Origin of the sequence: Streptomyces sp. NPDC093085, assembly GCF_040683935.1 — a bacterium.
In the GTDB taxonomy this organism is placed as follows: Bacteria; Actinomycetota; Actinomycetes; order Streptomycetales; family Streptomycetaceae; genus Streptomyces.
On record NZ_JBFBFB010000011.1, the window covers coordinates 104,410 to 131,370 of the forward strand.

A 26,961-nucleotide genomic window follows, 5' to 3' on the forward strand; every position below is an offset into this window, starting at 1 on the left:
CTGGTCAGGGGGTGTCCGGGGCCGGGGCGTTGGCCGGGGCCCGGGTGGGGGCGGTGGGGGGCCGTACCGACAGGCTCAGGGACGAGCCGCCGGTGCCCAGCCGCAGGGTCACCCGGCCCGCCGGGGCGGAGGAGTCGATCTCCGGGTGGTCGTCGCTGGAGACACGGAGCACCAGCCGGTGGCCTGCGGCGAGCCGGTGGTGCGTGGGCCACAGGGGTACGTCCAGGTCGTAGTACGTCCCCGGGGTGACCGGGGCGAGCCGCGTATGGCCGTGCCGGTGGCGGGCGTTGAGCCACCCCGCGGTGATCCTGGCCGCCGTACCGTCCGGTGCCTCGTCGTAGAGCACCGCCGCGATGTTTCCGTCGGCGGCGGTGAAGGCGGCGCGTACCCGGGCCGTGGCACCGCCCGCCAGTACGTGGTCACGGGTGAGTACGGGGGTGGAGAAGCGGAGCCGCTGGTGGTCACCGGGGGCGTCGCTGCCCGTGTTGACCTCGAAGGAGCCCTTGCCGGCGGGGCCCGGTGCCGTCCGCAGCGAGCCGTCCGGACGGGCCCGCAGCGTCCGTTCGGCGGCGTCGCGTGGCGGCCACCGGGCGAACTGCTGCCACCCCCCGCCCACCCCGGGCCCCGGTGTCTCGTACGAGGTGACGCGTGCGGCGGGCAGCGGGGCGCGCCGGTCCCTGGCCAGCCAGTGGTCCCACCAGGCGAGGTAGCAGCCGGGGCCGATGCCCGCGTACTGCCCTTCCGGGTAGCCGTGTTCCCAGGGCCCCGAGACCAGCCATACGTGGTCGGGACGGGCCAGGTAGTTCTTCACCATGCCGTCCCGGTACCGGTCGTACCAGCCGTTGATCTCCAGGGTGGGCACGGTGAGCGCGTCCCAGCGCGCCATGACGCTGCGGTCCCGCCAGAAATCGTCGTACAGCGGGTGCGCGGCGTAGGTCCGCAGTGTGTCCGGGGCGACCGCCCGCTGCCAGTCGCGGATACGGGCCGAGTAGATCCCGCCCCGGTAGATGGTGTTCTCGTACCAGTCGCTGATGGCGTTCATCGGGATGACGGCCCTGAGGTGCGGCGGGCGGTTCACGGCGGCGAGCAGGGTGGTGTGGCCGCCGTAACTGACGCCCATCTGCCCGATACGGCCGGTGGACGCGGGGTGCCGGGCGAGCCACTCGACGGCGTCGTAGTTGTCCCGCTGCTCGCGCGGGCCGAACGGGTCGACGGCGCCGGGGGACGCCCCGGAGCCGCGGACCTGGCAGACCAGGGCCTGGTAGCCACGGCGCACGAAGTAGGCGGCGCCGGTCCCGAAGGACTCCAGTTCGCCCGCGTAGGCGGTGTACTCGTAGACGATGCCCGGGAACGTCCCCGGCACCGGGCGGCCCGCGCCGTCCGCGGGGCGGTAGAGCTGTGCCGCCAGGTGGCCGCCGTCGCGCAGCGGTACGCGTACGTCCTCGCGCACCACACCGTGGAGCGCGGGGCGGGTGTACGAGAAGAACGGGTCGGCCAGGGCCGCCGGGAGAGGCGTGGGGGGCTCGGCTGGTGCGGCGGGGGCGGCTGTTCCCGCGGTTGTGACTGTTCCGGCGGGTGCGGCGGACGCGGGGCGGGGAGCGCCGGGGCGAGTGCCGTGGTGAGGGCGGTCGCCGTACCGAGGGCGCAGACGGTGCGGCGTCGTACCGGCCGGGGCCGTGGGGTCTCCGGGCCGTTCGCGGACGCTTGCATGGGCGACGTCTCCTTCCGTGGGGGACGGGGCGGGGCGGGAGCGGGACCCGGCCTGGTTCAGAGCGAGATGGCCCCGGTCAGCAGGGCGGCGACGGTCATCACGACGGTGGTGCCGAAGGCCCAGCGGAAGATGAAGCGCTGGTGCTCGCCGAGTTGCACCCCGCTCATGCCGACGAGGATGAAGGTGGAGGCGGTCAGCGGGCTGAGCGGAAAGCCGGTCGTCATCTGGCCGAGAATGGCGGCGCGGGCCACCTCGGCCTGGTCGGTGCCGAACCCGGACGCGGTGTGCGCCAGCACGGGCAGGACGCCGAAGTAGTACGCGTCCGGGGTGAAGGCCAGGCTCAGCGGCACCCCGGTGAGGGCGACCAGGGGCGGCAGATGGGCCCCGAGGGAGTCGGGGACGACGGAGACGAGCGCCTCGGCCATCTCGGAGATCATCTCGGTGCCGGTCAGTATTCCGGTGAAGACTCCGGCTGCGAAGATCATGGTCGTGACGAGCACCACGCTCTTGGCGTGCTTTTCGAGCAGTGCCTGCTGGCCTTCCCACGAGGGGTGGTTGACGACGAGGGCGACGGCGAAGGCGATCGCGAACAGCGCCGGCAGCGGCATGACCTCCATGACCAGGGCGACCAGCAGCACCAGGGTCAGCAGGGCGTTGAAGGCGGTGAGCCAGAGGGGTGCGCCGGGCGGGGAGCCCGGCGAGGAGTCGGATGCCTGGCGGTCCTGTGCAGGGGAGCCGGATGCCTGGCGGATCCGTACCGGGGAGTCGGATGCCCGGCGGTCCCGTGCCGGGGAGTCGGATGCCCGGCGGTCCCGTGCCGGGGAGTCCGATGGCAGGTGGACCTGTGCCGGGGAGTCCGGCGTGGGGGAGTCCGGAGCCGGGGAGTCCGGTGGCCGGGGCGTCGTCGGCGTGGCGAGGCGGCGGCGTTCGCGGCGGCCTATCCAGTACGACGCCGCCAGCACCCAGACGATCCCGCACCCCATGGCGGGCAGGACGGGCGTGAACACGTCCGAACTCTCCAGCTTCAGCACGGTCATGGCCCGGACCGTCGGCCCGCCCCAGGGCAGCATGTTCATCACGCCGGCGCCGAGACAGACCGTGCCGGAGAGCACCAGGGGGCTCATCCCGAGGCGTCGGTAGACCGGCAGCAGGGCGGAGATGGTGATGAGGAACGTCGAGGCGCCGTCCCCGTCGAGGGCCACGCACATGGTGAGGACGGCCGTACCGACCGCGACCCGGGCCGGGTCGTTGCGCGCGGCGCGCAGGATCTGCCGGATCAGCGGGTCGAAGAGGCCCGCGTCGACCATCAGCGAGAAGTAGAGGACCGCGAACGCGATCATGATCCCGGTGGGCGCCACCGTGGTGAGCCCCTTGAGGATCATGTCGCCCATGCCGCCGGCGAAGCCGCCGACGAGCGCGGCCAGCACCGGCAGCACCACCAGTGCCACCAGGACGGACATCCGCTTGCCCATGGTGAGCAGCAGGAACAGGCCGATCGTGGAGAACCCCAGGGCTGCCAGCACGGGTGTCGCTCGCTTTCTCGTCTGCGGCGCAGGGCTGTGCGGCGCACGGTTGTGTGGCGCATGGCTGTACGGCGCGCGGCGGTACGGAGCGCGGCGGGGGACCGCCGGGCGTGCGGAGCGCGGCGCCCCGCGTTGCGGATGAGTGTCGGAGCGGCGACAGATCGGCGTCCAGCATCAAACAGAGATCTGTTCATGCGATCTCCGCATCAATGGGGGCGGGTGGTGCCTACACTCGCTCGCCATGGAGAGCACCCTGCGTCAACTGGCCGCCTACGCGGCGGTGGCCCGTGCGGAGAGCTTCACCGCCGCCGCGGCGCACCTGCACGTATCGCAGTCGTCCCTCAGCCGTGCGGTCGCGGACCTGGAGCGGCAGCTCGGGGCGCGGCTTCTCGAACGGGACACGCGGAACGTCCGGTTGACGGCGGCGGGCGTCGAGACGCTGCGGATAGCCGAGCAGATCGTCAACGCGCACGCGTCGGGGATGAAGGAACTGGAGCGGTTCCTGCTCGGCGAGGCCGGTACGGTCACGGTGGCCACCCTCCCCTCGGTGGCCGCGGTGCTGCTGCCGCAGGCGATCCTGGAGTTCCGGCGGCGGCACCCGCGGGTGCGGGTGGAGATCATGGACGGCCTGGAGCAGGCGGTGCTGGGCCACGCGCTGTCGGGGGACGCCGACTTCGCGATCACCACCGGCGAGCCGTCGGGGCAGTTGGAGCACCGCCCGCTGGTCCGGGACCGGTTCGTCGCCGTACTGCCGCCGGACCATCCGCTGACCGGCCGGCCGGTGGTCACCTGGGAGGACCTGGCCCGGGAGCCGTTTCTCGCGGTGGGGCGGGCATCGAGCGTACGGAGGCTCACCGACGCGGCGTTCGCCCAGGTCGACGCGTTGGCGGCGCCGGCGGCCGAGGCGGGGAACGTGGCGACGGTGGGCGGCCTGGTCGCGGCCGGCCTGGGGGTCTCGGCGCTGCCCGCGCTCGTCCTGCCGCTGCTGGGTTCCGGTCCCTTCGTCCACCGGCCGCTGGCCGACCCCGTGGTCGACCGCCGCCTCGACATCGCGCTGCGGGCCCGCCGTCCACTGCCACCGGTGGCGCGGCGGTTCCTGGAGACGCTGGAGGAGCTGCGCACCCGGCGCCGCGAACTTCCGCCGGGCGTCTCCTGGGCCTGACCCGCGTCCGGGGCCGAGCCCGCGTCCGGGGCCGAGCCCGCGTCCGGGGCCGCGCCCGCGTCCGGGGCCGAGCCGCACCGTGGGGCGATCCGCGCCCGAGTCCGATCCGTGTGGGCGAGGGGAGGCGCAGGCCGACTCTTGCGGAAAGCGCATGGATTGATGGGGGTTTGTTGCTGGACAGGCATTTCCTCGCGTCGGCAGGGTGAGCGGAGCGGATGGAGGCGTGACGGAGCGGCGAGGGAGCGGGGAGCACGGTGGTGTCGAGCGAAGAGTCGGAAACCGGCGGTCGTGGCCAGTTGCGCGGGCTGAAGGTGGTCGAGTTCGCGCATGTGGTGGCCGGTCCGCTGGCGGGCGCGATGCTCGCGGACCAGGGCGCCGACGTGGTGCATGTCGAGCCGCCGGGCGCCGGGGACGCGGCGCGCGCCATGGGGCCGAGGAAGGACGGCCACCCGCTGTGGTTCAAGGTCGCGGGGCGCAACAAGCGGTCGGTCACCCTCGATCTGCACCACGAGGCCGGCCGGGAGCTCGCACACCGGCTGGTCGCCTGGGCGGATGTCGTCATCGTCACCCTGCGCGGTGGGCGGCTGAAGGCGTGGGGCCTCGACTGGGAGGCGGTGCACCGGGTCAACCCGAAGGCCGTGCTGCTCCAGATATCGGGCTTCGGCGCGACCTCCTCGCGGGCCGACGCGCCCGGCTTCGGCAAGGTCGGCGAGGCGCGCAGCGGCGTGGTGCACCTGACGGGGTTCCCGGGCGGCCCGCCCGTGCACACCGGTTTCTCGCACGGCGACGCGGTGACGGGGCTGATGGGCGCGTACGCCGTCCTCGCGGCCCTGCACCGCCGGGACCACGACCCCGGCTTCGACGGCGAGTGGATCGACCTGGCCCTCTTCGAGCCGCTGTTCCGGCTGGTGGAGTGGCAGGTCATCGTCCATGACCAGCTCGGCACCGTACCGGAGCGCGCCGGCAACCAACTGGCCGTCGCCCCGGCGGCGGTGATCAACACGTACGCCTCCCGGGACGGTGAGTGGATCACCGTGACCTCGGCGACCCTGCGTTCCGTACGGAACATCGCGCGGCTGCTGGGGCTGGCCGAGGCGGAGTTCGCCACCGCCGAGCAGCAGCACGCCGGGCGGGCCCGGCTGGACGACGGGCTGCGTGCCTGGGTGGCGGAGCGCACGGCGGACGAGTGCCTGGACGCGTTCGCCCGTACGGAGGTGGTGGCGTCCCGGGTGTTCAGCGCGGCGGACATCGCCGCCGACCCGGTCTACGCCGAGCGCGAGGACATCGTCACCGTCGAGGACCCGGACCTCGGGGCCGTACGGATGCAGGCGGTGATCCCGCACTTCCGGCAGCGGCCCGGCCACATCTGGCGGACCGGGCCCGCGCTGGGCCAGGACAACCACCTGGTCTACCGGGAGTGGCTCGGCCTGGGGGAGGCCGAACTGGCGGAGCTGGAGGAGAGCGATGTCGTCTGAGGTCGGCGGACCGGGGCGGCCGGGGCGGCCGGAGCGGCCGGGGCGGCCAGGGCGGAGGACGGCGCCGGGGGCGGGGCCGGGGCCGGAGGCTGTGGTGGGACCGGGAGCGGGGGGAGCGCCGGGGCCGGGACCGGGGCCGGGAGCGGGGCCGGGACCGGGGGTGGTGCCGGGGCCTGGGATGGCACCGGGGCCTTGGACGGCGGTGGGGGCGGGGCCCGGGGGCGGGGCGTGGGCCAGGCCGCCGCTGCGGTCGCTGCTCTTCGTACCGGGGACGAGGACGGACTGGCTGCCGAAGGCGCGGGCTGCCGGTGCCGACGCCGTCATCCTCGACCTGGAGGACGCGGTGCCGTGGGAGGGCAAGGCGTCCGCCCGGGACCAGGTGGCCGAGGCCATCGAGGAGGAGGCCCGCGCTCAGGCGGCGGAGGCGGGGAGGGAGGCCCGTGCTCAGGCCGCCGTGGCTGGGGATGCCCGTGCCAGGGCCGCCATGGCGGGGGAGAAGGCCCGTGCTCAGGCCGGGGCCTGGGCGGAGGAGGCCGCTGAGAGGCGCGGCCCGGGAGCGGGCTCCGTCCCTGTCCGCGCCTCCGCCCCCGCCGGCGCTCCCGCCCCCGCCCCCGCCCGCGCCGGTGCCGGTGACGCGGCGCTCGCGCCCGCCGACGCCGGTGACTGGGCGCCCGCCCCCGCCGCTGGTCCCGGCCCCTGGCGGACGAGGCTGTTCGTCCGGGTCAACCCGCTCGACGGCTGGGCGGCGGCCGGTGAACTGAGGGCGGTCGCCCGCCCCGGACTCAGCGGGATCGTGTTGCCCAAGGTGACCGGGGCGGACGACATACGCTTCGCCGACCGGCTGCTCGGCTGGTGCGAGCGGGAGCACGGCCTGCCACCGGGTGCGCTCGCCCTCGTACCCCTCCTGGAGACCGCCCGCGCGCTGCGCGACGCCCACGGCTGCGCGGCGGCCGCCGCCCGCGTCGCCTACCTGGGCGCGGTCACCGGCGCGGGCGGCGATGTCGAGCGGGCCGTCGGTTACCGGTGGAGCCCGCAGGGCGCCGAGACCCACGCGCTCCGCTCCCGCGTGCTGTTGGACGTACGGGCCGCCGGGAGCCCGCATCCGGTCGCCGGGCTGTGGACCCGTATCGGCGAACTGGACGGGCTGCGGGCGTTCGCCGAGCAGAACCGCGCCCTGGGCTACACGGGGATGATGGCGATCCACCCCTCCCATGTCGCCGTGATCAACGAGGTGTTCTCGCCCCGGCCCGCCGAACTCGACCGGGCGGCCCGGCTGATAGCCGCCGTGGCGGAGGCGCGGGCGCGCGGCGCGGGCGCGGTGGTCTTCGAGGGCGAGATGGTCGACGAGGCCATGGCGGCGACGGCCCGGCTGATGCTGGAACACCACGCCGCGAGGGATTCGCCGCTGCCGTAGCCGTGGCCCCCTCGGTGCGCGGCGCCGCAGCCCCGGTGGCAGCGCCCGGAGCGCCCGGAGGCACGGGCGAGATGCCACGGCTCCGGTGGCCGCGCCCGGAGAGCGGTGGCGGCACCGGCCGGGAATAGGGTAGGTATCACGTCTCGTTGGCCGTCCCGGAAGCTCCGCCGGCCGACGACACGCAGGACACCCATAGCGCTCATGTCTCCCGGGGATGGAACGAGATGATCGGGACCGGGTTCCGGACGGAGTTCCGGACCGAGGACGTGCCACGGGACGAACGGTTCGAGTACTGGTGGCAGCTCATGGGGCGGACCCGGGCCAGCGACATTCTCAGTGAGCACGCCGCGGACTTCTGGGCCGAGCAGCGGCGGCTGGAGCTGGGGCCGGTGACGGTGTGGTCGGCGTCGTTCCTGCCTTCGCGTTACCGGCGGAGCCCGCGCATGGTGCGTCGCGCCGACCCCGAGATGTTTCACCTGTCCCTGCTCCGCGAAGGACGGCTGGCCCTCGACCACGCGGGGCGGTCCGACTCCTTCGCCCCGGGCGACATGCACATGATGGACAGTTCGCGGCCGTACGACCTGTGGTCCGCCGACGGGCAGGAGGGCCGTGTCGTCCGGGGCCTCGCCGTGGACTTCCCCAAGGCGTTGCTGCCCCTGCCGCCCCGGCGGGTGGACGAGCTGCTGGGCCGTGCGATGCCGGGGCGGGAGGGGGCCGGGGCGCTGCTGACGGACTTCCTCTCCTCCCTGGACCGGCTGGCGGGCACCCTGCGGCCGGCCGACGCGCCCCGGCTGGGCTCGGTCGTGCTCGACCTGCTCTCCGTCTGGTCCGCCGAGGCGCTGGAAGCGCGGGAGGCGCTGCCGCACGAGTCCCGGCAGCGGGTCATCGCGGTGAGCGTCCGGGCGTTCATCCGGCAGAACCTGCACGACCCCGAGCTGACCCCGTCCGTGATCGCCGCCGCGCACCACATCTCCGTCAGTTATCTGCACCGCATCTTCCAGCGGGAGTCACCCGGCGAGACGGTCGCCGCCCACATCCGGATCCAGCGGCTGAGGGGCGCGTACAAGGACCTGGCCGACCCCGCGCTGCGGGCCACTCCCGTCCACGCGGTCGCGGCGCGCTGGGGCTTCGCCAGGGCCGCCGAGTTCACCCGGGCCTTCCGTGCGGCCTATGGGCTGTCGCCGAGGGAACACCGGCTTCTGGCGCTGGCCGAGCGGATCCGGGCGGATGAGCGGATGCAGCAGATACATGGATATGGATGAGGGCAGGTCGCAGAGTATCCGCACGCCTTTGGAACGACCCGAGTTGATCTGATCCGGTCCTGTCTGGTCTGGCCTAGTCCGATCTGGTCTGGGCCGGTCCGAGCCGACTGGGGCGGTGTCGAGTAGACGCCATGCCAACGAAGGCGCGGAGGTGTGCACTGGGTGCGAACGACAGACGCGACGGGCCGCGACATTCTTGATCCGAGCACGGCGAATGACTGCCGGGCCCGGTGGCGGACACACACGGGGGTTGTGTCCGCTGTCGTCGGCCCGGCAGAAGCCGGTGCAATTCCGCTTTCCGGCCCGGGCTCCGCGCGACGGTCCGGACCCGCGTGGGCGGCGACCGGTCGGAAACTCGCGTATGCGAGCCATGAGGCGCTGTTGACTGGCACTTGCTGTGCGCACACCCTTGTCTGGGTCGCATCCGCTGTCCGTGACGTAATCACCGTCCCGGCCCGGATCCGATCCGCGGATTCCGCCGGCTGGGGTGAGGGCTGTGGGCGTACTGGTGGTGCAGCACGTACGGGACGAGGGTCCGTACGCGATCGGCGAGGCCCTGGCGGCGGCCGGCCTGCCGGTCCAGGTGTGCCGGGTGTGGGCCGGGGATCCGGTGCCGGAGGGGTTGGCCGGGGTCGAGGCGCTGGTGGTGATGGGCGGCCCGGCCGCCGCGTACCGCGACGACGGCTTCCCCACCCGCCGGGCCGAACTCGCCCTGCTGCGCGCGGCGCTGGCCGCCGAGGTCCCGGTGCTCGGGGTCTGCCTGGGGGCGCAACTGCTGGCGGTGGCGGCGGGCGGTACGGCGTTCGCCGGCGGCGCGGCTGTCCCGCGCTGCGCGGCCGTCGCAGACGGTACGGCGGTCCCGGGCGGTGCGGCCGTCGCAGACGGTGTGGCCGTCCCGGGCGGTGCGGCCGTCGCAGACGGTGCGGCCGTCCCGGGCGGCTCAGGGGCGCAGATCGGGTGGGGTGAGGTACGGACCGGACCCGCGGCGGCCCGGGATCCGCTCTTCTCCGGGGTGCCCGAGCGGCTGCGGGTGCTGCACTGGCACCGCGACACGATGACGGCCCCGCCCGGGGCGGTGGTGCTGGCCTCCTGCGAGCGGTATCCGGTGCAGGCGTTCCGGGTGGGCGGCGCCGCGTGGGGCGTGCAGTTCCATCTGGAGGCCGACGCGACGGCGGTGGCGGCGTTCGCCGCGGCGTTCCCCGCGGAGGCGGCCACCGCGCCGGAGCTGCTGCCGGCCGCGCCCGCCGAACTGGCCGCGCTGGCGCCGTACCGGGACCAGGTGTTCGGGCGGTTCGCCGCGCTGGTGGCGGCGCGGGCGGAGCGTACCGCCACCCGTACGTTCTTCACGCCGAAGGCCGCGTCCTGGGAGGCCCGGTTCGCCGCCGACGGCCCGCGCTACGACCAGGCCGTCGCCCGGCTGGGCCTGCGCCCCGGCCAGACCGCCCTCGATCTGGGGTGCGGCACGGGGCGCGCACTGCCCGCGCTGCGCGCCGGGGTGGGCGAGAAGGGCGCGGTCTTCGGCGTGGACGTCACCGCCGCCATGCTCAGGGCGGCGGCACGGGAGGCGCGGGCGGGGGCGGGGGTGGCCGGGCTGCTGCTCGCCGACTGCGTACGGCTGCCGCTGGGGCCCGGTTCCGTCGACGGCATCTTCACCGCGGGGCTCCTCGACCACCTCCCCGACCCGCCCGCCGCCCTGCGCGAATGGGCCCGGGTCACCGCCCCGGGCGGCGCGCTGCTGCTCTTCCACCCCTCGGGCCGCGCCGAACGCGCCGCCCGCCACGGCCGCCCGCTCTCCCCGGACGACCCGCTGGGCGAGCCGAACCTGCGGCCGATGCTGGAGGGGAGCGGCTGGCGGCTGGAGTGTTACGAGGACGCCACCGCGTATTTCCTGGCGCGGGCGGTACGGGTGGAGGCGGTACGGGTGGAGGCGGTACGGACGGGGGCGGTACGAGTTGGAGGCGGTACGAGTGGAGGCGGTGCGGGCGGAGGCGGTACGGGCGGGGGTTGACACCCGTACGGCGGGGGAGTGACCCCCGTCAGACCGCCGCCCAGGCGTCGTCGACGGGCAGGATCACGCCGTTGACGTTGCTCGCCGAGGGCGAGGCGAGGAAGACGATGGCCGCCGCCTGCTCCTCCGGCCCGGCCAGCTTGCCCATGTTGGCGAGGTACGGCCCAAGGGTCGTCGGCCCGTGGGCGCCCTGCTCCACATCGAGGGCGAGGCTGGTCCGCGTACCGCCAGGGGCGATGGCGTTGGCCCGGATGCCCTGCTTCCGGTACATCACGGCGAGGGACTTCGTCAGCCCCACCACGCCGTGCTTCGAGGCGGTGTACGCCGCCCCCGCCGCGCTCCCGCGCAGGCCCGCCTCCGACGCCGTGTTCACGATGGCGCCGCCGCCCGCCCGGAGCATGTGCGGCAGCACCGCCCGGGTGAGCAGGAAGGGCGCGGTGAGGTTGACCCGTATGACCCGCTCCCACTCCGCGTCGCTCACGTCCGCCAGCGCCGACATGCGGTCCATGATCCCGGCGTTGTTGACCAGCACGTCCACGCCGCCGAAGCGCTCCACGGCCGTACGTACGACCTCGTCGGCGACGGCCTGGTCGCTCAGGTCGCCCACCACCGCGACGGCGGTGCCGCCGGCCTTCTCGACCTCCTCGGCCACCGCCCGCGCGCCCTCGGCGTTGAGGTCCGCCACGACGATCCGGGCGCCCTCGGCGGCGAAGGCCAGGGCGGTGGCCCGGCCGATGCCGGAGCCCGCTCCGGTGACGATGACGCTCCGGCCGTCGAGTCCGCTTCCCATGACGTGCTCCTTCGTGTCCCGCGTTTCTGTCACGCGTCTGTGTCCCGCGTCTGTGTGCCGCGTTTGTGTCCCGCGTTTGTGTGCCGCGTTGTGGTCCGTGGGCCACACCCTACGACTTAATGTCTCTGAGTGACAGGAAATCGAGGTGGAGAATTGACGGAGGATGATCACGCGGGAGTGATCACGCGGGAGTGATCACGCGGGAGTGATCACGCGGGAGTGATCAACGGAGCCGGAGGGACATATGGCCGCGCCGAGCGGAGGTGCGCCGAGCGGGCGTACGGGGCGACCGCCCCTGACCGAGGAGCGCAGGGCGGAGATACGGCTGGAGATCGCCCGCGCGGCGGTCCGCCTCTTCGTGACCCAGGGCGTGACGGCGACCACGGGCGAGCAGATCGGGCAGGCGGTGGGCGTCTCCGCGCGTACGGTCTGGCGCTACTTCCCGAACAAGGAGAGCTGCGTACGGCCGCTGTTCTCGGTGGGGATCACCGTCGTCGCCGCCTGCCTGCGGCAGTGGCACCCGGGCCAACCCCTCGAAGCGCTCTTCGAGCGGGAACTCGCCAGTGAGGAGAGCCTGCTCACCGGCCCGGACCGCGCCGCCACCGCCGCGCTGGTACGGCTGACCCGCACCGAACCGGCCCTGCGCGCCGTCTGGTTGCAGACGTACGACGAGGCGGAGCCGGCGTTCGCCCGCGCCCTGGCGGAACGGGCCGGCCTGCCCGCCGACGACCTGCGGCCCGCCATCCAGGCGGCGATGTTCAACGCGGCGCTGCGCGCGGCGGTCGAGCACCACGCCTGGCGCGCCACCGCCGACGGGTCCACCGGCCCGGCCGAGGTGCAGGGCGAACTGACGGCGGCGCTGCGCTCGGCGCTGGCCGTGGTGAGGGAGGGGCTGGGGTAGCGCGAGGCGCTCCGCCTCTGAATGCCCCTAACCCCTAACCTGTCACCCCTAACCCGTCACCCGTCACCCGTCACCCGTCACCCGTCACCCGTGACGCCGGGACGCTTCTCTCACCCCCGGAGCGCGCCGCCCCCCAGCACCTCCCGCCCCGCGTACCGCGCCTGCCGCCCCAGCTCCTCCTCGATGCGGATGAGCTGGTTGTACTTGGCGGTGCGGTCCGAGCGCGAGAGCGACCCGGTCTTGATCTGGCCGCACCCCGTGGCCACCGCCAGGTCCGCGATCGTCGTGTCCTCCGTCTCGCCGGAACGGTGCGACATGACCACCGTGTAACCGGCGCGGTGGGCGGTGGAGACGGTGGCGAGGGTCTCGGTCAGCGTGCCGATCTGGTTGAGCTTCACCAGGATCGAGTTGGCGACCCCGTCGCGGATCCCCTCCCGCAGCAGCGTCTCGTTGGTGCAGAAGACATCGTCGCCGGTGAGCTGGCAGCGCGCCCCGAGCCGGGCGGTCAGCAGTCGCCACCCGTCGTGGTCGTCCTCGGCCATCGGGTCCTCGACCGACGCGACGGGGTAGCGGTCGACCAGCGAGGCCATGTAGTCGGCGTGGGCGGCCGGATCGCGGCGTACGCCCTCGCCCCGGTAGTCGTACACCCCGTCCCGGAAGAACTCGGAGGCGGCCGGGTCCATGACGACGGTGATGTCGGTGCCGGGCTGGTATCCGGTGCGTTCGACGGCCCGTACGACGAAGTCCAGCGCCTCCTCGGCGGTCCGCAGATCCGGGGCGAAGCCGCCCTCGTCGCCCACGCCGGTGCTGTGCCCCGCGGCGACGAGATCCCGGCGCAGGGTGTGGAAGACCTCCGATCCCATCCGTACGGCCTCGGTGAAGGTGGCCGCACCGACCGGCGCGATCATGAACTCCTGGAAGTCCAGCGGATTGTCGGCGTGCGCGCCGCCGTTGATGATGTTCATCATCGGCACCGGCAGCAGCCGGGCGTCCACCCCGCCGACGTACCGGTAGAGCGGCAGGCGGTGGGCGCGCGCCGCGGCCTTCGCGGCGGCGAGGGAGACGCCCAGGATCGCGTTGGCGCCGAGTCTGCCCTTGTCGGGGGTGCCGTCGAGGTCGATCAGGGTCGCGTCGACGGTCGCCTGGTCCTCCGCCGCGAGCCCGATGACGGCGTCCGCGATCGACTCGTTGACGGCGTCGACGGCGCGCCGGACACCCTTGCCGTGGAAGCGCGCCGGGTCGCCGTCGCGCACCTCCACCGCCTCGCGGGCCCCGGTGGAGGCCCCGGAGGGCACGGCGGCGCGGCCGGTCGAACCGTCGGCCAGCTCGATGTCGACCTCGACGGTCGGGTTTCCGCGACTGTCGATGATCTCGCGCGCTGTGACGCGGGTGATGGCGGTTGCGGCGGTCATGGCGGTAGCTCCTCACGGGACGAGGCGAGTAAGTTCACGTACGGAACAAAGTGAGTTCCGAAAGGGAACGTACTATGGCCCGATGCGGATGCACAACGCCGACCAGCACTGCGGAATCGCCCAGGCCGCCGTCATCACGGGTGACTGGTGGAACGTCCTGGTCCTCCGGGAGATCGCGCGGGGCCACGTACGCTTCGACGCCCTCGCCGCCGAACTGGGCCTTTCCCGCAAGGTCCTGACGGAACGCCTGGGCCGGCTGGTGGCGGCCGGAGTGCTGCGCCGCAGCCTCTACCAGCGCCGTCCGGTCCGTTACGAGTACCTGCTCACCGAGGCGGGGCTGGCGCTGCTGCCGGTACTGGTGGCCATGCAGGAGTGGGGCGACCGGTGGGTGCTGGGGGAGGGGGCCGGATCCGGGGGCGAGGGCGAGGGCGAGGCCGGGGCGGATGCCGCACCTGATGCGCGGGGAGACGCGGATGGAGGAGCGAGGGGAGAAGCGGAAGGAGAAACGAGGGGGGACGCGGGGGAGGCGAGGGTGCGGTCCCTGGCGACGGAGGGCGCGAGGCTCCCGTACGACCTGCGCCTGCCGTCGACGACGACAGGTGCTGGTGCTGGCACCGAGGACCCCGTCGTCGCACCGGAGGCCGGGGCGACGGTGCTCTTCACGTACGCCGCCGCCTACGCCGCCGCCCCGGACGAACGGCTTCCTCGCCCCTTCCCCCACCCCTTCCCCCGGCTCTTCCGGGATGCCTGGCCGGATTTCCGCCGCGCGGGGTTGGCGGTACGTGGAGTGAGCACTCAACCCCCCTACGAGCAGAGCACCTTCGCCCGCGCCGAGGCGATCCCCTACCCGCTGCTCTCCGACGCGGAGCACCGTCTGACAGCGGCGCTGCGCCTGCCGGTCTTCCGGTCGGGGGGAAGGCTGTGCCTCAGACGGCTGGTCCTGGTTCTGGACCGGGAAGGGGTGGTACGTCACACCCTGTTCCCGGCCGAGGACATGCCAGGACTGACGGACGAGGTCCTAAGACTGGCGAAAGCGACGGCGGCCGAGGCCCTGAACGACAAGGCCCCAAGCCGCGAGCCCGTCTCCCACGAGCCCCTGCCTCATGAGGCACCCCCCGACGTCCCCCGCGCGTTGTAGACCACGGCGTCGGTACGAGCCCCGTACCCCCGGAAGACCTCGACCGCCTCGTCCCGGAGCGCCCCGTGTACGACCGCTATCTCTATGCCGCGCCGGTCGAACTGCTCGATCCAGTCCTCGCGCATGGGCCCCTCGTCGAAACCTGTCAACTCCTCGACCTCGGGCCCGTCCCCCGCGATGAGCACCCGCCGCACCCCGGACCACATGGCAGCCCCGTAACACATGACGCACGGACGCCAGTTGACGACCAGTTCGAGTTCGGGCCCGCCGGGCGCGCCGAGGTCCCAGGCGGCCAGCCTGGCCTGGGCGAGGGAGAGCGCGACAACTTCGGCGTGGGTCGAGGAGAGCCCGGAGGCGAGCACGAGGTTGACCCCGGCGGAGACGATGCGCCCGGTCTCCCGCTCCACGACGAGGGCGGCGAAGGGCCCGCCGGTGTCCTCACGGTGGTTGCGCTCCGCGAGACGGTTGACGAGCCGGACCCGCTCCTCGTCACGGGGCAGAGCGTCGGGTACGTCGGCGAGTTCGGCCGGCACCCACTCGGGGAGGCGGGCTCCGAAGGAGGTCGCGAGGGCGGACGTGTCCATGGCTGATGCCTCCGGTCAGTTCGACTCGATGTTGCTGCCGAAGACAGTGTGATCCAGGAAACGGAAGAAACGAGTGTTACTTACCTCTCCACCTCACCCGCTCCATTCCACCTCACCCGCTCCATCTGACCCATGGGCCCACACCAACTCGCTCAGTGGCACCAGCGCCTCCGGGGCCAGCAGGGGCAGCAGCGGAATCACGTACGTCCACCCCTCCCCTCCCAGCAACTCCTGTACGAGCGAACGCGCCGCCCCCGGATCGGCCACCCGCCCGCCACTGCCTGTCGCGGCATGCGCGAGCGCGAGGCAGAGCCGGAGCGAACCGCTCCCCGGCGAAGCGGGCGCGGGATCGAGTACGGCGGGAACCCCGCCCAGATACGCCGCGACCCCAGCCAGCGCAACCCCCCGCCCGCCGGCCGTAGGGGCTCCTTCGGCAACGCGACGGGCCGCGCCGGCATCACCGGAAACGGCGTGGAACAGGGCGAGTTCGGCGTAGGGAACCTGGTCCGGAGGAAGCGTCCGTTCCCACTGCCCAATGGCATCGGCACCGTACGGAACCTCCTGCGCCGCACCGGCCGAAGTGTCGGACGTGGGGTCGGCCGGAGGGCTTACCGGCGTGCCGAACGGAACCCTGCCGAACGGCCCCCCGCCGGCCGAGACCCCGGGCAGCCCCGCCCCCCAACCGCCCCCGTACGGAACGGGGCCGTCAGCGTCCTCCTCCGGAAGCCCGTCGAGCACCCGGAGCCGGTCCAGCAGGGCAAGCACCACCCCCGTCCGGCCCCGGCCCGGCCCAGGCCCCCCACCCACGGCTCCCCCGAACCCCCCGAACCCCCCGATTCCTCCGATTCCTCCGAATCCCCCGGTGCCCTCGGCTCCCCGGGCCCGCCGGAACATCGCACCCCACCGAGATCCGGCCCGCCCCGCATCCGCCCCGGGAAAGGCGAGCAGGAGCGCCACCAGTTCGGGAAGGGTACTGACCGGAATCACGCCCCCGATCCGGCCGTCCAGTTCGTCGAGCACCCCCGACACGATCCGGCCGGCCGCCTCCGGCGCGTGGCGGGCCACCCCGGCGGCGACGGCCGCGAGCGAGCGACGCATCCCCGTTTCGAACTCGGCGTCGCGCATGGTGTCGGAGGGATTCCTCCGCCGCGCCAACTCCTCCGCCCCGACAGCCTCCCCGGCGTATGCCAGCGCCTGCGCGACCACCCATCGCGCCTCCGGGTCGGAGCCGTCGGCCACGAGAAGCGCCGCCTCCCGCCCGTACCGGAGCGCCTCGGCCCCGTACCCGCCCTGGGAACACCCCAAGGAGAGCGCGGCGAGATGCCGTCCCCGACTCTCCGCGTCCGGCGACAGTTCGGCAAGTTGTACGCCGTGTACGAACTCCCCGATGACCCCGAGCGCGTGCACCAGATCGCAGGTCCACCTGCCGTCGCCGGGGGAGCGGCCCTGCGTACGTACCGGTACCGGTACAGGCCCCGGCCCCGAGACCGGTACAGGCCCCGGCCCCGAGACCGGCCCCGGGGCAGTACGAAGAGCCGAGGCCAGCGACTCGCGGGCGAGCACGAGATTGCCCTTCCCGAGCAGCCAGTCGGCGTGGTGGAGCAGGCCGAGGTGCGGGGGGAGACCGGGGTCGGGCTCGTACGGTACCCACGCGTCGGAGGGGGCGGGGCCGGTCTTCTGCCGGTTACGCTTCCCCCGCCGGTTCGCGGCGTCCGGCTTTCTCCGCGCGGCCAGCTTGCGTTCCTTCTCCTGCCGCTGACGGGCGGCATCCGTCGCGTGCCTGCGCTCCTCGTCCGCCTCCCTGCGCTCCTCGGCGGAGCCGATGTTCGCCCGGGCACGTTCCGTCAGGTCGTCACCGAGCACACCCGTACGCATCGACTCGGGGAGCTCCGCCACCACAACCTTGATGTCGGACAGGGCCTGGGCGTATGCGCCCTTCCCGTTGGCGTCGACGGCCCGGGAGAGCCGGTCCAGCGTGGTGGAGAGTTCGCGCCGCAGGTGGCCCCGGTCGGCGGGGGAGAGGCCGGCAGGGCCGGCCCGGACGGTGGACCGCAGCAGCTCCAGCGCCTCCTCCACCAGCCGGGGCGCCACCGTCTTACGACTCTTCAACGCGATCGCGCCGAGGGCGAGGATGTCGACCCGCATCAGCCCGAACGACGGGTCCAGGTCCGCGCAGTGCGCCTCGATGTGGTCCCTGGCGCGGGGGGCCAGGGAGAGGATCCGGCCGGCGATCGTGGCCCAGATGTCCACGGCGGCGGCGTGGTCCGTGGGGAGTCCGCTCATGCTGAGGTGGTCGGCCCAGGTGAACAGAGCCGTCACCCCCTGCACGTCATCGCGTGAGGCGAGGAGATCCCCCGCGGTCACCACCGTCTCGACATCGGCAACCCCACTGCGGAGTGCCGCCCGGAACAGGCCCCGCGCGGCCGAGAGCTCGCCCACCGAGCGGAGCTCATGGGCGGCGCGGGCGAGCAGCGCGTACGCGTCCGACACCTCGGCCGGAAGCGCCGAGGCGAAGGTCAGCCGGGGAAGCGCCTCCTCGGCAAGGGCCGCCCACTCCGCGGCCTCCCGCGCGAACCGCCCGGCCTCGGGGTGGCCGGCCCGCCGCAGCTCCACCGCGGCCTCCGCGAAGAGCGTCGCCCTGGCCACCGCCCCCGGCACCGCACGGGCAAGGGAAAGAGCCCGCGACACACCCCCGAGCCGAACACACAACGCCACAGCCTCCCCCGGAAGCCGAGGAACCCGCCCGGACAACAACCCCCGCGAAGCGGCCAGCCGAACACCGACCGAGAGATCCCCGGGAAGCAAGCCCCGCCGGTGCAGTTCCGTCCCGACCGCCTTCACCTGCCCCAGCGCGACATCACCCCCGGCCTCCGCAGCGCACCGCACCTGACGGCGCCCATCGAGCACGTACGCCGCACGTCGTGCGAGACCGAGACCGAGACCGAGGTCGAAGTCGAGGTCGAAGTCGAGGTCGTCCAGCAGGAGGTGGTAGCCGTTCAGCAGATACGGCGGCGTCCCGGGGGGCCACCCGGCACCCCGCAGACGCTCGGCCCAGGCATGCAGGGTCTGGGCGTGGCGCGAGACAACGGCGGGATCCAGCCCGTCCCGTACGGAGGACAGCACACCGGGGGCGAGGGCATACGTCCCGGCCGGAGCGTCGTCCAGCACGATGCAGCGCCCGTCCGCCCCGTGGACGAGCCGGTCGACCTCGTCGACAGAGGCCCCGGTCAGCGACGCGAGGTCCACGGCCCGCAGATTCCCCCCGGCCACAGCGAGCAGACCGACAACCTGCCCGCCCAGCTCACTCGCGAGCAGCCGGCCCGCCTCGGCCCGGGGAGTGCGGCCGGCCTCCTCGGCGCCTTCGAACGGCCCGAGTTGGCGCAGGCAGGCACGCAGGCGCAGCGGATGCCCGGCCGGGACGTCACCGGGGAAGCGCGAAGTCCGCCGAAGGGACACGAGAACCCGCAGCCCGTCTCCTGGAACGCCCGGCAACAACCCCGCGATACTCCCCCCGCCCGAGTCCCTCTCCTCCGATTCCTCCGATTCCTCCCTCTCCTCCGAGCTCCGCTCGGAGGAGAGCCAGGCGACATCGTCATCAAGCCCGTCGACCACGAGCAGAAGCCGCCGCCCACGCGCGACACTCTTCGCCACGGCCCTGCCGAGAAGTTCCCCCCACTCCCGCCCATCACGAGGCTGCCCGAAGACGAACGCATCCGACCCCCCACCCCCGCCGTCCGACGCCCCCGATGCCCGCGACGTATCAGACGCCCCCAACACCCCCGACGTGCCCGGCTCGCCGAGCGCCAGAAAGGCCCGCATCTGCACCCCCGTCTCCTCGATGAAGGCGGCACGGCTGTCGGTCCCATGTGCCCGGGAGACGAAGAAGTTCACGATGTCGGCCGTCGGCGGCGGCCTCTTCACCAGATCGGCGAGCAGGGCGGTCTTCCCCACCGCCAACTCCGCATGCCAGCACAGATACGACGGCGCATGCGGTCCGAAGGCCCGTACGAAGGCGAGCGACACCAGCCGTTCAGCATGCCGTCCGACCAACTCATCCCGAACGCCTTGCGTCGGCGGATGGGCCAGGACAAAGGGCTGCTTCGGATCCCGCGTCTCCGGGCCGGCCTTCTCCTCCCGCGCCGCACTCAGCAGGGCCTGCCACTCGGCCTCGCTGTGGAGCGGGACTTCCAGCTTCGCCTGAGCCTTCTGTACCAGAGCCCAGAACCGGGTCTCGTTGAACTCCGAAGGCAGTCGGTGGCCGGCGCACCAGTCCTGGACCGTGCTCACCGTGACTCCGCCAACGAGGCCGACAGCCCCGCGTCGAGAGATCTTTGCCTCGTCCAGCAACTTGTTCACCTCGGCGCCGAACTGCTTGCAGGCGGGGCTCCCACTCTGGTCCGTCATGTCGCTCCCCCAGCATCATCTCGGGCAGGGACACCGCCCTGCGCACACGTAATTTTTTTCTGGCCTGGCGCTGGGCAAATCGCGATTATGTCGGATTTCTTCCCTGTGGTACAGCGCTGTTGTCGTTCCACTCTGGGGGCCACACCTCGCCCGGCCGCTCCGGCCCCGGCCAGAAGGAAGCCCCCGTGTCCGCACTCCCCTCCGCACTCCCCGAACTGGCCCGCGCCGCCGCCACCCTGACCGCCGCCACCACCATCCTGACCGCCGTCGCCGCACTCCTGTACGGAGTCGTCCTGGCCGTCGTCGCCCTCGCCTCGGTCCTGGCCCGCACCTCCGAACTCCGCGGCGACGCACGGAAGACGCTGGAGATCCTCGTCAGGAAACGGCGGTCGGGGTGACGGCAGTGGGTAAGTCGACCCCTTCCGTTCCACCGTTTCCTCTTCCATCGTTCTGGCACGGGCCAAGTCGACCCCCTCCGTCCCACCGTTCAACCGCTACGGCGTGTCTCCTCCCATATCCGCATGTAGTGCCACTTTTTGTGCAACTGTGGGCGCATGCGGGGCCTCCAGCTCCTCACCTCGGCATCTCCTGTCCTTGCTCGCTGCGGGATGGGTGATGTCGAGATGAAAGGTGAAGGTCATGCAGGGCGATCAAAATGAAGCCGATCAGATGGGGGTGGAGGGTGATCGGCGTGAGGTCGATCAGCGAGATTCCGGTCGAGGCGGTGGGCCGCGGCCCGACAAGGACGAGTTGCTCCTCGCCCTTGTCATCGCGGCAGCAGTTGAGGTCCTGTCCGCGCTGGTGACCAAACTGGTGGACTGCGTCCTATAGGTGGCCGCTCCTGGAGTGTCTGACGCCAGGAACGGCCCGCCTCGGCAGCGCTGTTGGGTTCCGTCTCGCGTCACCGGGGCGGAACCCGCAGCAGAGACTGGCCGCATGCATTCGGTGCAGTCCCACCGAGGCTGCCGATCGCGATCGGCGGTTTCCCAGTGTATGCGGCTTTCGCGTCCTGAACTTGCCTGATTTCATAGGAACCGGATCCCCCGAGTGCAAGGGTGTCCGTCCCCCTCCCGCAGTCAGAGGGGATGACCCGTCGACGGCCTCAGTGCCTCCGTCAGGGCTTTGCCCCGCGTGAGCGGGGATGTTCGGCCTGCCGCCCCATGCCGCTGGCGGCGAACGAATCCACCGGATCCTCCGCGAACCTGAACGTCAACTGTTAGCGTTCATGTCGCTCCAGAAAGTTACCGCCATGCCACGCCAACCATGCCTCGCTGGCGCACGATCCGGAAAGCGGTAGTCAGGCATGCCCGAAGCACGCGCCCCCGTCCCCGCCCAGCGGGGCCCCAGCTCCGAGCAGAGATTCCGCTGGACTCCCAGGTCTACGGAGGAACTCCACTGGGACCCCCGCTACCAGCCCTGCATTCCCGCCGTGGCATGGGACGGCTCCACTGCGCACCACTCACTGCACGCCCTCTTCACCCAGGCCGAACGGCTGGTCTCCATCAACTGCGCGACGCCCGGCGAGACCGTCGCCGTGATCGAGTTTCTGATGGCGATCTGCTTCGCGGCGGAAGCCTGCCCGTCCTCCGACGAGGAGTGGCGTACATGGATCGCCGACCCGCATGCCCTCGACGGTGCGCCCGGTTGGCTGGACGATCAACCTGACGATGCCTGGGATCTGTTCGGCTCCGAACATCCACTCGGCCAAAACCTCGGCCTCGAACCTGAGATGGGGCGCAGCGGAACAGGAACGGCCCAGTTGGTCCTGGAGCAGGTCGGCGACTATCACCAGCACTTCGACCACCACCACCTCGACCGGGGCGACCCCCTCCCCGCGGCCGAGGCGTTCCGCGCCATGCTCACCCAGCACGTATACGCCCCGTACGGCCGCGCCCGGATATCCGGCGAGAAACTCGGGGCCACGGTCACCAATCTGGCCGCCGGTCGGCTGACCGGGCGGATCCGGGTCGTCGCCCTCGGCGCCACCCTGGGTGAGACACTGCGCCTCAACCTCTATCCGCCCGAAGGGCCGGGCGACTGCCTCAACACGTCGTGGACGACCCCCGGTTCTGCGGAGCGCCGTACCTTCAACAAGAAGGCCACGCCCCGCGTGCCGAGGAGTTCCGCCGACCTCCACAGTGCCCTCGGCCGTTCCATCCTCCTGCGCGGACGGCGCGGACCCGACGGAGACGCGTTGGTCGACCGGGTGCTGATCGGCGCCGGGGAGGTCCTGGAACTCGATCTGCGACGCCACCTCCAGGACGCGGTGCCCAGCAGAACCATGAACGGTCAGGAGAAACCGCTCTGGCCGTCCCCGACCCGCGCCCTCTGGCAGGACGCCCACGCGCTGTACGCCGCAGTGGTCAACCGCGAGAACGGGCTCTTCACACGGCTCGGTTCCCTCGCGAAGAGAGGCGTCGGCGCCCCATACCACATGTGGGCCGTGGGCCTGCTCACCAACCAGGCGCTGCCGATGGCCTGGACGCAGGGCGCGTATCCCTACGCCCCCGGAATGGAACGGCACCTGTACCACGCGTCCTTCCGTGGCTCGAAGATCGCCGAGTACATCGCGGGGAGCCTGAAGAGCGCGGCCGTCCTTGCCATGGAGACTGCCCACCCGGCCGCGCACGCCGCCGACAAGAACCACCTCCTGGCGCGCTTCGACGCCCGATGGCTCTTCTGGCCGGACGCGGCTCAGCCCTTCTACCGACTGCTCGACACCGTGATCAGAGAAGGCAAGGTGGACGACGACGACCCGGTCTCGGCCCCGCTGATCGAGTACGCCACCATCCTGGTGACCTCCGCCAGGAACCACCTCACCCACCGCCTGGACTCCCTTCCGCCCAACAGCCGGAGCCATCACGCCCGAGCCCGTGCCGAGAATCGCTTCGAGGACGAGATGGCACGGGCCAAGGCGCCTGCCGAGATCCGAGGGGAGATCGCCCATGACTGACGCGTTCCAGAACGAGGCCGGCCAGAACGAGACCGACCGGAGCGAGGCCGGGTATCAGAGCACCCCAGGGACAGAGGTCGAGGCCCCCGCCCCCCGCTCCGAGGCCCTCCCCCTCCACTCCGAGGCCCTCCCCCACGACAGCACCGCCCTCGTCACCTGGCTCACCACCCTCGTCCGCAACCGCGAGTACGGCACCCTTGCTGACCTGCGCCGGGCCCGGCACCCCACCAAGGCCCATATCCGGGCCGGCTGGTACGGCGGCGACGAGCACCGCGAGCTGTTCGAACGCGTCGCGTTCCTCTTCGCGATCTACCATCAGGGCCGCTCCACACCCTCGTACGGCCACGGCAGCCTCGGCGAAGCCGCCCGCCGTATTGGCGACAGCGTCGCGCGAGGTCCCAAGAACCCGGGCGCCCAACGCCTCCTGGACCGGGTCGTCGCCAGCCGCCGTATCCCCTGGCGCCACCTCCAGCACACCGTCACCCGGCTCCGGTCATGCGAACAGGCGCCGCCCTCCTGGACCGAGCTCACCGAGGACCTGATCCGTTGGCACGACCGTAAGGCCCGGATCGCCTATTCATGGTCGGCCGCCTTCTACACCACCCCGCCGAAGCGGAACCGGACCGCAGCCCCGAGCAAGCAGACAACACGGAGGAACGAGAGCGCATGACCGAGACTGCGGCCGGGACCGAGGCCAAGACGGCGAACGGGTCCGAGGAGAACGGGACCGGGACCGAGTCCGCCCCGGAGGCGGCGACCGACCCCAAAGACCCTCGAACCCCCCGGAGCCCCCGCACCCCCCGAAGCCAGTTCCTCTCCCTCCACCTCCTCGAAACCCTCGTCGCCGTCCTCCCCGTACGAGACGAGAACGGCCAGCCCAAGAGCCTCGTATACGGCGGCGCCGAGCGCCACATGGTCACCAGCCAGGCCCGCAGACGTGCCGAACGCGTCCACGCCCGTAACCGCGCCAACGCCGGCCTCGGCGCCCTCAGCGGCCGGAGCATGGGCATCCGTACCCGCGAGTGGGCCCTCCTGACCGCCCGCGAACTGGTCTCCGCGCACGACTGGGACAGGGAAGAGGCCGTCACCACGGCCCGCGCGGTCATCGAGGCGAGCGGCCTGAAGTTCGGCGACCCGAAGAAGAAGTCCGTCGCCAACCTCACCAAGGTCCTGGTCTTCGCCCCCGCAGACGCCGGTACGCGCATCGCCGCCCACATCGAAGCCCACCGCGACGACCTCACCGAGTGGCGCGACCGCTACGTACAGGCCCAGGAGGCACTGGCGCGCAAGTCGGCCCGGGGCGCAAAGAAGAAGGCCGAGACACCCCCGGAGGAGGACACATCCAACTCTTCCACCGGCTCCGCGGCCGACAACTCCGCGGCCGACAAGAAGAAGACCGACCTCCCGCCCGTCCCCAAACCCACCCGTGACGCCGTCCTCCTGGCCATCGCCCCCCGCGACGCCGTCGACATCGCGCTGTACGGCCGGTTCCTGGCCGAGATCGCCGACTCGCCCAACGTCGACGGCGCGGTGCAGAGCAGCCACGCCTTCACCGTCCACGAGGCGGAACAGATCGACGACTTCTACGCCGCCGCCGACGACGCGAAACTCGACCGTAAGCGGAACGCCCTGAACTTCCTCGACGCCGCCGACGAGGCCAGCGACGCGGGCGCCGGAATGACGGGGTACCAGTCCCTGATCTCCGGAACCTTCTACCGCCACGCCGTCCTCGACCGCATCCAGCTCCGTACGAACCTCCGCATCGCCGGAATGACGGAGGAGGAAGCCGAATCGGCCGCCACGGACGCCGAAACGGAGTTCGTGACCGCCTTCGTGGAGGCGTTCCCCGAGGCCAAGAAGAACTCCACCGCCTCCACCGGCTCGCTCCCCGCCCTGGTCCTGGCCTTCGAGGGCGAACGCCCGTACAACTACGCCGCCGCCTTCCAACTCCCCGTGGACGAGACCCCGGAAAACGAGGGCGGCGAAGGCCCGGCCGGCCCCGCGGCGGTCCAGAGGCTCCTCCGCCACCACACCTTCGTCAGCAAGCGCCGCAAGGACCTGCGCACCGCACGGATGCTCACCTACGACCCCCAGATCGACGACATCCTGGGCGATCCGAAGCTGACGGCCTCCGCGACCGTGGTGACCACCATCGAGGGCCTGACCCGATGACGTCCCACCCGCATGCGCCCGGAACGCCCATAGCCCACCCCACAGAAGCCACCAACCCCACGAACCCCACGAACCCCACGAGCCCCTCCGCCCCCACTGCCCCCTCCGACCCCCCGGACCCCGTCCTCCTCCTCCGCCTCGCAGGCCCCCTCCAGTCCTGGGGCATCGCATCCAGATTCGCGGCGTACCGGGACACCCACCCCCGCCCCACCAAGTCCGGTGTGATCGGCCTCTGCGCGGCAGCCCTCGGCCTGGAACGGGACGAACCGCTCGGAGAACTGGCCCACGTCCTCTTCGGCGTACGAGCGGACCACCCCGGCACCCCGCTCCGCGACTACCACACCGTCGGCGGAGGTACGTACCCCCTCCGCCCCCGCGACCTGGTGACGGACCACCGCAGAGCGGCAGCAGCCGAAACAGACACAACAACGCCCCCACCCCCATCCACAACCCCGCCCCCCTCCACAACCCCTGCCCCTGCCCCCACCCCCTTCGGCCGCCAAAGACTGGAAGCCTGGTACGGAGCCCCCAAGAAGATCGCCGCCGACCCGACCTCAGGGGCCCTCGTCTCGGGCGAGGTACGCCGGCACGCGATGATCACCGAGCGCTGGTACCTCGCCGACGCCGCGTTCCTCGTAGGCCTCCAGCACCCCGACCGCGCGCTCCTGGAGCGGATCGCGTACGCCCTGGAACACCCGAAGCGCCTGCTCTGGCTGGGCCGCAAAGCCTGCCCGCCGTCGGGTCAACTGGCCCTGGAGATCGTGCCGGGCCCCCTGGAAAGGGCATTCACCACAACCCCCCTACTCCCCAGTTCGAATCCCCCCGCTCCGACCTCCACCCCCACCCCCTGGGCCTGGATCGAGAGCAGGTACCCCCTGCCCGGGGTGGGTCCGATCCACGACCAGCCCGTACGGTACGACGCCGACGGCCCCGTCCACAGCCCGCGCTGGGAGACCCGGGAACGCGTCACCCTCGCCCCGAACACCCGCGAATGGGACATCATCCCGTGACCAACACCCCACCCACCCCAAGCGCCTCCACCCCAAGCCCCGGCACCCCGAGCCCCTCCACCCCGAGCCCCGGCACCCCGAACCTCCGCGCCCCCAATCCCCGCACCCCGAGCCCCGGCACCCCAAGCCCCTTTACCCCCAATCCCCCCACACCCGAGACATCCGCCAGATTCGTCACCACCCACACCCTGCTCTCCCTCGACGCCCGGCACCCCTTCGCCGCCAAGTCCCTGATCGACGCCCAGGACATGCACCGCACCGTCATGAGTGGGTTCAAGGGCTGGGTGGACGACGGCAGCCGGGATGCCCGCTCCCAGATGGGCATCCTGTCGACCTGGACCATCGACCTGCGCCGTGCCCAGCTCTCCCTGGTGGTGCAGTCCGGCGTCCCCGGCGACTGGAGCGGCATCCCCCGGGCCGCACTCGCCGAGGAACCCCGGAGCCTCACCGTCGACCGCACGTTCCGCGTAGGCGACACCGCCGACTTCCGTACGGTCGTCAACCCGGTCCGCAGCCGCCCGCCGGCCCCCGGGTCCCCCGAGAAGACCCGGGGCACCCGCGTCCCGCACACCCGCCCCGAACACGTGAAGACCTGGTTCACCCGCCGCCTCCAGCCGACCGGCGAACCCCCGGTCGCCCCCGACGGCCTGACCCGCATCGGCGCCGACGCGGACACCGACCGCCTGGCCCTCCGCCTCCTCCCCAAGGTCTCCAGCCCGGCCCCCCACAAGGGCCTCCGCATCGCCCGAGCCGAAATCAAGGGCACCCTCACCGTCACGGACCCCCGGACCTTCGTCTCGGCCCTGACCCGAGGCATCGGCCACGCCCGCGCCTATAGCTGCGGCCTGATCCTCATCCGCTGACCCCGAAGCCGCCCCGAAGCCGCCCCGAAGCCGCCCCGAAGCCGCCCCGAAGCCGCCCAGAAGCCGACCCGAAGCCGATCAGAAACCGACCAGAAAGCCCCGGACGCCGCCCAGAAGCCCCCCCGACGCCGCCTTCCTCCCCCTCCCCCCCCGAGGCGCAATGGGGCTGGCAAGACCCG

Annotated in this window: 20 protein-coding genes; 14 read left to right on the forward strand and 6 right to left on the reverse strand. The window is 72.5% G+C overall.

From position 1 onward, the window contains the following. Positions 1 to 4 precede the first annotated feature (4 nt). Together AB0O07_RS26385 and AB0O07_RS26390 are read right to left on the reverse strand one after the other, a co-directional pair. On the reverse strand, positions 5 to 1,453 hold the full coding sequence (locus AB0O07_RS26385; protein ID WP_365637542.1) for a CocE/NonD family hydrolase: 1,449 nt from the start codon (positions 1,451 to 1,453) through the stop codon (positions 5 to 7). A 314-nt stretch (positions 1,454 to 1,767) separates the two neighbouring features. After that, the gene (locus tag AB0O07_RS26390) at positions 1,768 to 3,234 is read right to left on the reverse strand and encodes a citrate:proton symporter (protein WP_365637544.1); all 1,467 of its coding nucleotides are present in this window, start codon (positions 3,232 to 3,234) and stop codon (positions 1,768 to 1,770) included. A 241-nt stretch (positions 3,235 to 3,475) separates the two neighbouring features. On the opposite strand from AB0O07_RS26390, the gene AB0O07_RS26395 reads away from it, so the two are divergent. From AB0O07_RS26395 to AB0O07_RS26415, 5 genes are all read left to right on the forward strand, one after another. Beyond that, positions 3,476 to 4,396 (forward strand): LysR substrate-binding domain-containing protein, encoded by a 921-nt coding sequence (locus tag AB0O07_RS26395; protein WP_365637546.1) that lies wholly within the window; start codon positions 3,476 to 3,478, stop codon positions 4,394 to 4,396. A gap of 257 nt (positions 4,397 to 4,653) precedes the next feature. Beyond that, on the forward strand, positions 4,654 to 5,871 hold the full coding sequence (locus AB0O07_RS26400; protein ID WP_365637547.1) for a CoA transferase: 1,218 nt from the start codon (positions 4,654 to 4,656) through the stop codon (positions 5,869 to 5,871). A gap of 178 nt (positions 5,872 to 6,049) precedes the next feature. Then, positions 6,050 to 7,285, forward strand: coding sequence for an aldolase/citrate lyase family protein (locus tag AB0O07_RS26405; RefSeq protein ID WP_365637549.1), 1,236 nt, complete (start codon positions 6,050 to 6,052; stop codon positions 7,283 to 7,285). 224 nt (positions 7,286 to 7,509) lie between these two features. Beyond that, positions 7,510 to 8,547, forward strand: coding sequence for a helix-turn-helix domain-containing protein (locus tag AB0O07_RS26410; RefSeq protein ID WP_365637551.1), 1,038 nt, complete (start codon positions 7,510 to 7,512; stop codon positions 8,545 to 8,547). 496 nt (positions 8,548 to 9,043) lie between these two features. Beyond that, positions 9,044 to 10,555: a methyltransferase domain-containing protein gene (locus AB0O07_RS26415; protein ID WP_365637554.1), complete on the forward strand. Its 1,512-nt coding sequence runs from the start codon at positions 9,044 to 9,046 to the stop codon at positions 10,553 to 10,555. Positions 10,556 to 10,583: 28 nt separating this feature from the next. Here AB0O07_RS26415 and AB0O07_RS26420 read toward each other — a convergent pair whose 3' ends face one another. Next, on the reverse strand, positions 10,584 to 11,345 hold the full coding sequence (locus AB0O07_RS26420; protein ID WP_365637556.1) for a glucose 1-dehydrogenase: 762 nt from the start codon (positions 11,343 to 11,345) through the stop codon (positions 10,584 to 10,586). A 244-nt stretch (positions 11,346 to 11,589) separates the two neighbouring features. Here AB0O07_RS26420 and AB0O07_RS26425 point away from each other — a divergent pair, with 244 nt between their 5' ends. Beyond that, on the forward strand, positions 11,590 to 12,246 hold the full coding sequence (locus AB0O07_RS26425; protein WP_365637558.1) for a TetR/AcrR family transcriptional regulator: 657 nt from the start codon (positions 11,590 to 11,592) through the stop codon (positions 12,244 to 12,246). Between the two features lie 110 nt (positions 12,247 to 12,356). Here the strand turns inward: AB0O07_RS26425 and eno are convergent, their stop codons facing one another. Further along, complete coding sequence (eno, locus tag AB0O07_RS26430) at positions 12,357 to 13,658, reverse strand: phosphopyruvate hydratase (RefSeq protein WP_365637560.1); 1,302 nt, start codon at positions 13,656 to 13,658, stop codon at positions 12,357 to 12,359. A gap of 82 nt (positions 13,659 to 13,740) precedes the next feature. Between eno and AB0O07_RS26435 the strand changes: the two genes are divergently transcribed. After that, entirely contained in the window at positions 13,741 to 14,796 is a 1,056-nt protein-coding gene (locus AB0O07_RS26435) for a winged helix-turn-helix transcriptional regulator (RefSeq protein ID WP_365637563.1), read from the forward strand. Here the strand turns inward: AB0O07_RS26435 and AB0O07_RS26440 are convergent. Together AB0O07_RS26440 and AB0O07_RS26445 are read right to left on the reverse strand one after the other, a co-directional pair. Then, positions 14,760 to 15,380 (reverse strand): nucleoside deaminase, encoded by a 621-nt coding sequence (locus AB0O07_RS26440; RefSeq protein WP_365637565.1) that lies wholly within the window; start codon positions 15,378 to 15,380, stop codon positions 14,760 to 14,762. The genes AB0O07_RS26435 and AB0O07_RS26440 overlap by 37 nt on opposite strands. A gap of 93 nt (positions 15,381 to 15,473) precedes the next feature. Then, positions 15,474 to 19,784 carry a hypothetical protein gene (locus AB0O07_RS26445; protein ID WP_365637568.1) on the reverse strand — a complete coding sequence of 1,437 codons (4,311 nt, stop codon included), beginning with the start codon at positions 19,782 to 19,784 and terminating at the stop codon, positions 15,474 to 15,476. Between the two features lie 185 nt (positions 19,785 to 19,969). Between AB0O07_RS26445 and AB0O07_RS26450 the strand changes: the two genes are divergently transcribed. From AB0O07_RS26450 to AB0O07_RS26480, 7 genes are all read left to right on the forward strand, one after another. Further along, positions 19,970 to 20,182 carry a hypothetical protein gene (locus tag AB0O07_RS26450; protein WP_365637570.1) on the forward strand — a complete coding sequence of 71 codons (213 nt, stop codon included), beginning with the start codon at positions 19,970 to 19,972 and terminating at the stop codon, positions 20,180 to 20,182. A 241-nt stretch (positions 20,183 to 20,423) separates the two neighbouring features. Then, a complete protein-coding gene (locus tag AB0O07_RS26455; protein ID WP_365637573.1) occupies positions 20,424 to 20,615 on the forward strand; it encodes a hypothetical protein in 192 nt (63 codons plus the stop codon). A 472-nt stretch (positions 20,616 to 21,087) separates the two neighbouring features. After that, positions 21,088 to 22,737, forward strand: a complete 1,650-nt coding sequence (locus AB0O07_RS26460) for a type I-E CRISPR-associated protein Cse1/CasA (protein WP_365637574.1) — start codon at positions 21,088 to 21,090, stop codon at positions 22,735 to 22,737. Next, positions 22,730 to 23,407: a type I-E CRISPR-associated protein Cse2/CasB gene (gene casB / locus AB0O07_RS26465; RefSeq protein WP_365637576.1), complete on the forward strand. Its 678-nt coding sequence runs from the start codon at positions 22,730 to 22,732 to the stop codon at positions 23,405 to 23,407. Before AB0O07_RS26460 ends, casB begins: the two co-directional genes overlap by 8 nt. Beyond that, positions 23,404 to 24,909: a type I-E CRISPR-associated protein Cas7/Cse4/CasC gene (locus AB0O07_RS26470; protein ID WP_365637579.1), complete on the forward strand. Its 1,506-nt coding sequence runs from the start codon at positions 23,404 to 23,406 to the stop codon at positions 24,907 to 24,909. The genes casB and AB0O07_RS26470 overlap by 4 nt, the downstream gene beginning before the upstream one ends. Beyond that, positions 24,906 to 25,919, forward strand: a complete 1,014-nt coding sequence (gene cas5e / locus AB0O07_RS26475; protein ID WP_365637581.1) for a type I-E CRISPR-associated protein Cas5/CasD — start codon at positions 24,906 to 24,908, stop codon at positions 25,917 to 25,919. The genes AB0O07_RS26470 and cas5e overlap by 4 nt, the downstream gene beginning before the upstream one ends. Continuing rightward, positions 25,916 to 26,782 (forward strand): type I-E CRISPR-associated protein Cas6/Cse3/CasE, encoded by an 867-nt coding sequence (locus AB0O07_RS26480; RefSeq protein ID WP_365637584.1) that lies wholly within the window; start codon positions 25,916 to 25,918, stop codon positions 26,780 to 26,782. The genes cas5e and AB0O07_RS26480 overlap by 4 nt, the downstream gene beginning before the upstream one ends. The last annotated feature ends 179 nt before the right edge of the window (positions 26,783 to 26,961 follow it).

Bases quoted from the DNA above. Each gene is read 5' to 3' on its own strand.
- AB0O07_RS26445 (WP_365637568.1), bottom strand. From the start codon at position 19,784: ATGACGGACCAGAGTGGGAGCCCCGCCTGCAAGCAGTTCGGCGCCGAG.
- AB0O07_RS26405 (WP_365637549.1), top strand. From the start codon at position 6,050: ATGGCACCGGGGCCTTGGACGGCGGTGGGGGCGGGGCCCGGGGGCGGG.
- AB0O07_RS26395 (WP_365637546.1), top strand. From the start codon at position 3,476: ATGGAGAGCACCCTGCGTCAACTGGCCGCCTACGCGGCGGTGGCCCGT.
- AB0O07_RS26420 (WP_365637556.1), bottom strand. From the start codon at position 11,345: ATGGGAAGCGGACTCGACGGCCGGAGCGTCATCGTCACCGGAGCGGGC.
- AB0O07_RS26440 (WP_365637565.1), bottom strand. From the start codon at position 15,380: ATGGACACGTCCGCCCTCGCGACCTCCTTCGGAGCCCGCCTCCCCGAG.
- AB0O07_RS26460 (WP_365637574.1), top strand. From the start codon at position 21,088: ATGCCCGAAGCACGCGCCCCCGTCCCCGCCCAGCGGGGCCCCAGCTCC.
- AB0O07_RS26435 (WP_365637563.1), top strand. From the start codon at position 13,741: ATGCGGATGCACAACGCCGACCAGCACTGCGGAATCGCCCAGGCCGCC.
- cas5e (WP_365637581.1), top strand. From the start codon at position 24,906: ATGACGTCCCACCCGCATGCGCCCGGAACGCCCATAGCCCACCCCACA.
- AB0O07_RS26455 (WP_365637573.1), top strand. From the start codon at position 20,424: ATGCAGGGCGATCAAAATGAAGCCGATCAGATGGGGGTGGAGGGTGAT.
- eno (WP_365637560.1), bottom strand. From the start codon at position 13,658: ATGACCGCCGCAACCGCCATCACCCGCGTCACAGCGCGCGAGATCATC.
- casB (WP_365637576.1), top strand. From the start codon at position 22,730: ATGACTGACGCGTTCCAGAACGAGGCCGGCCAGAACGAGACCGACCGG.
- AB0O07_RS26470 (WP_365637579.1), top strand. From the start codon at position 23,404: ATGACCGAGACTGCGGCCGGGACCGAGGCCAAGACGGCGAACGGGTCC.
- AB0O07_RS26425 (WP_365637558.1), top strand. From the start codon at position 11,590: ATGGCCGCGCCGAGCGGAGGTGCGCCGAGCGGGCGTACGGGGCGACCG.
- AB0O07_RS26410 (WP_365637551.1), top strand. From the start codon at position 7,510: ATGATCGGGACCGGGTTCCGGACGGAGTTCCGGACCGAGGACGTGCCA.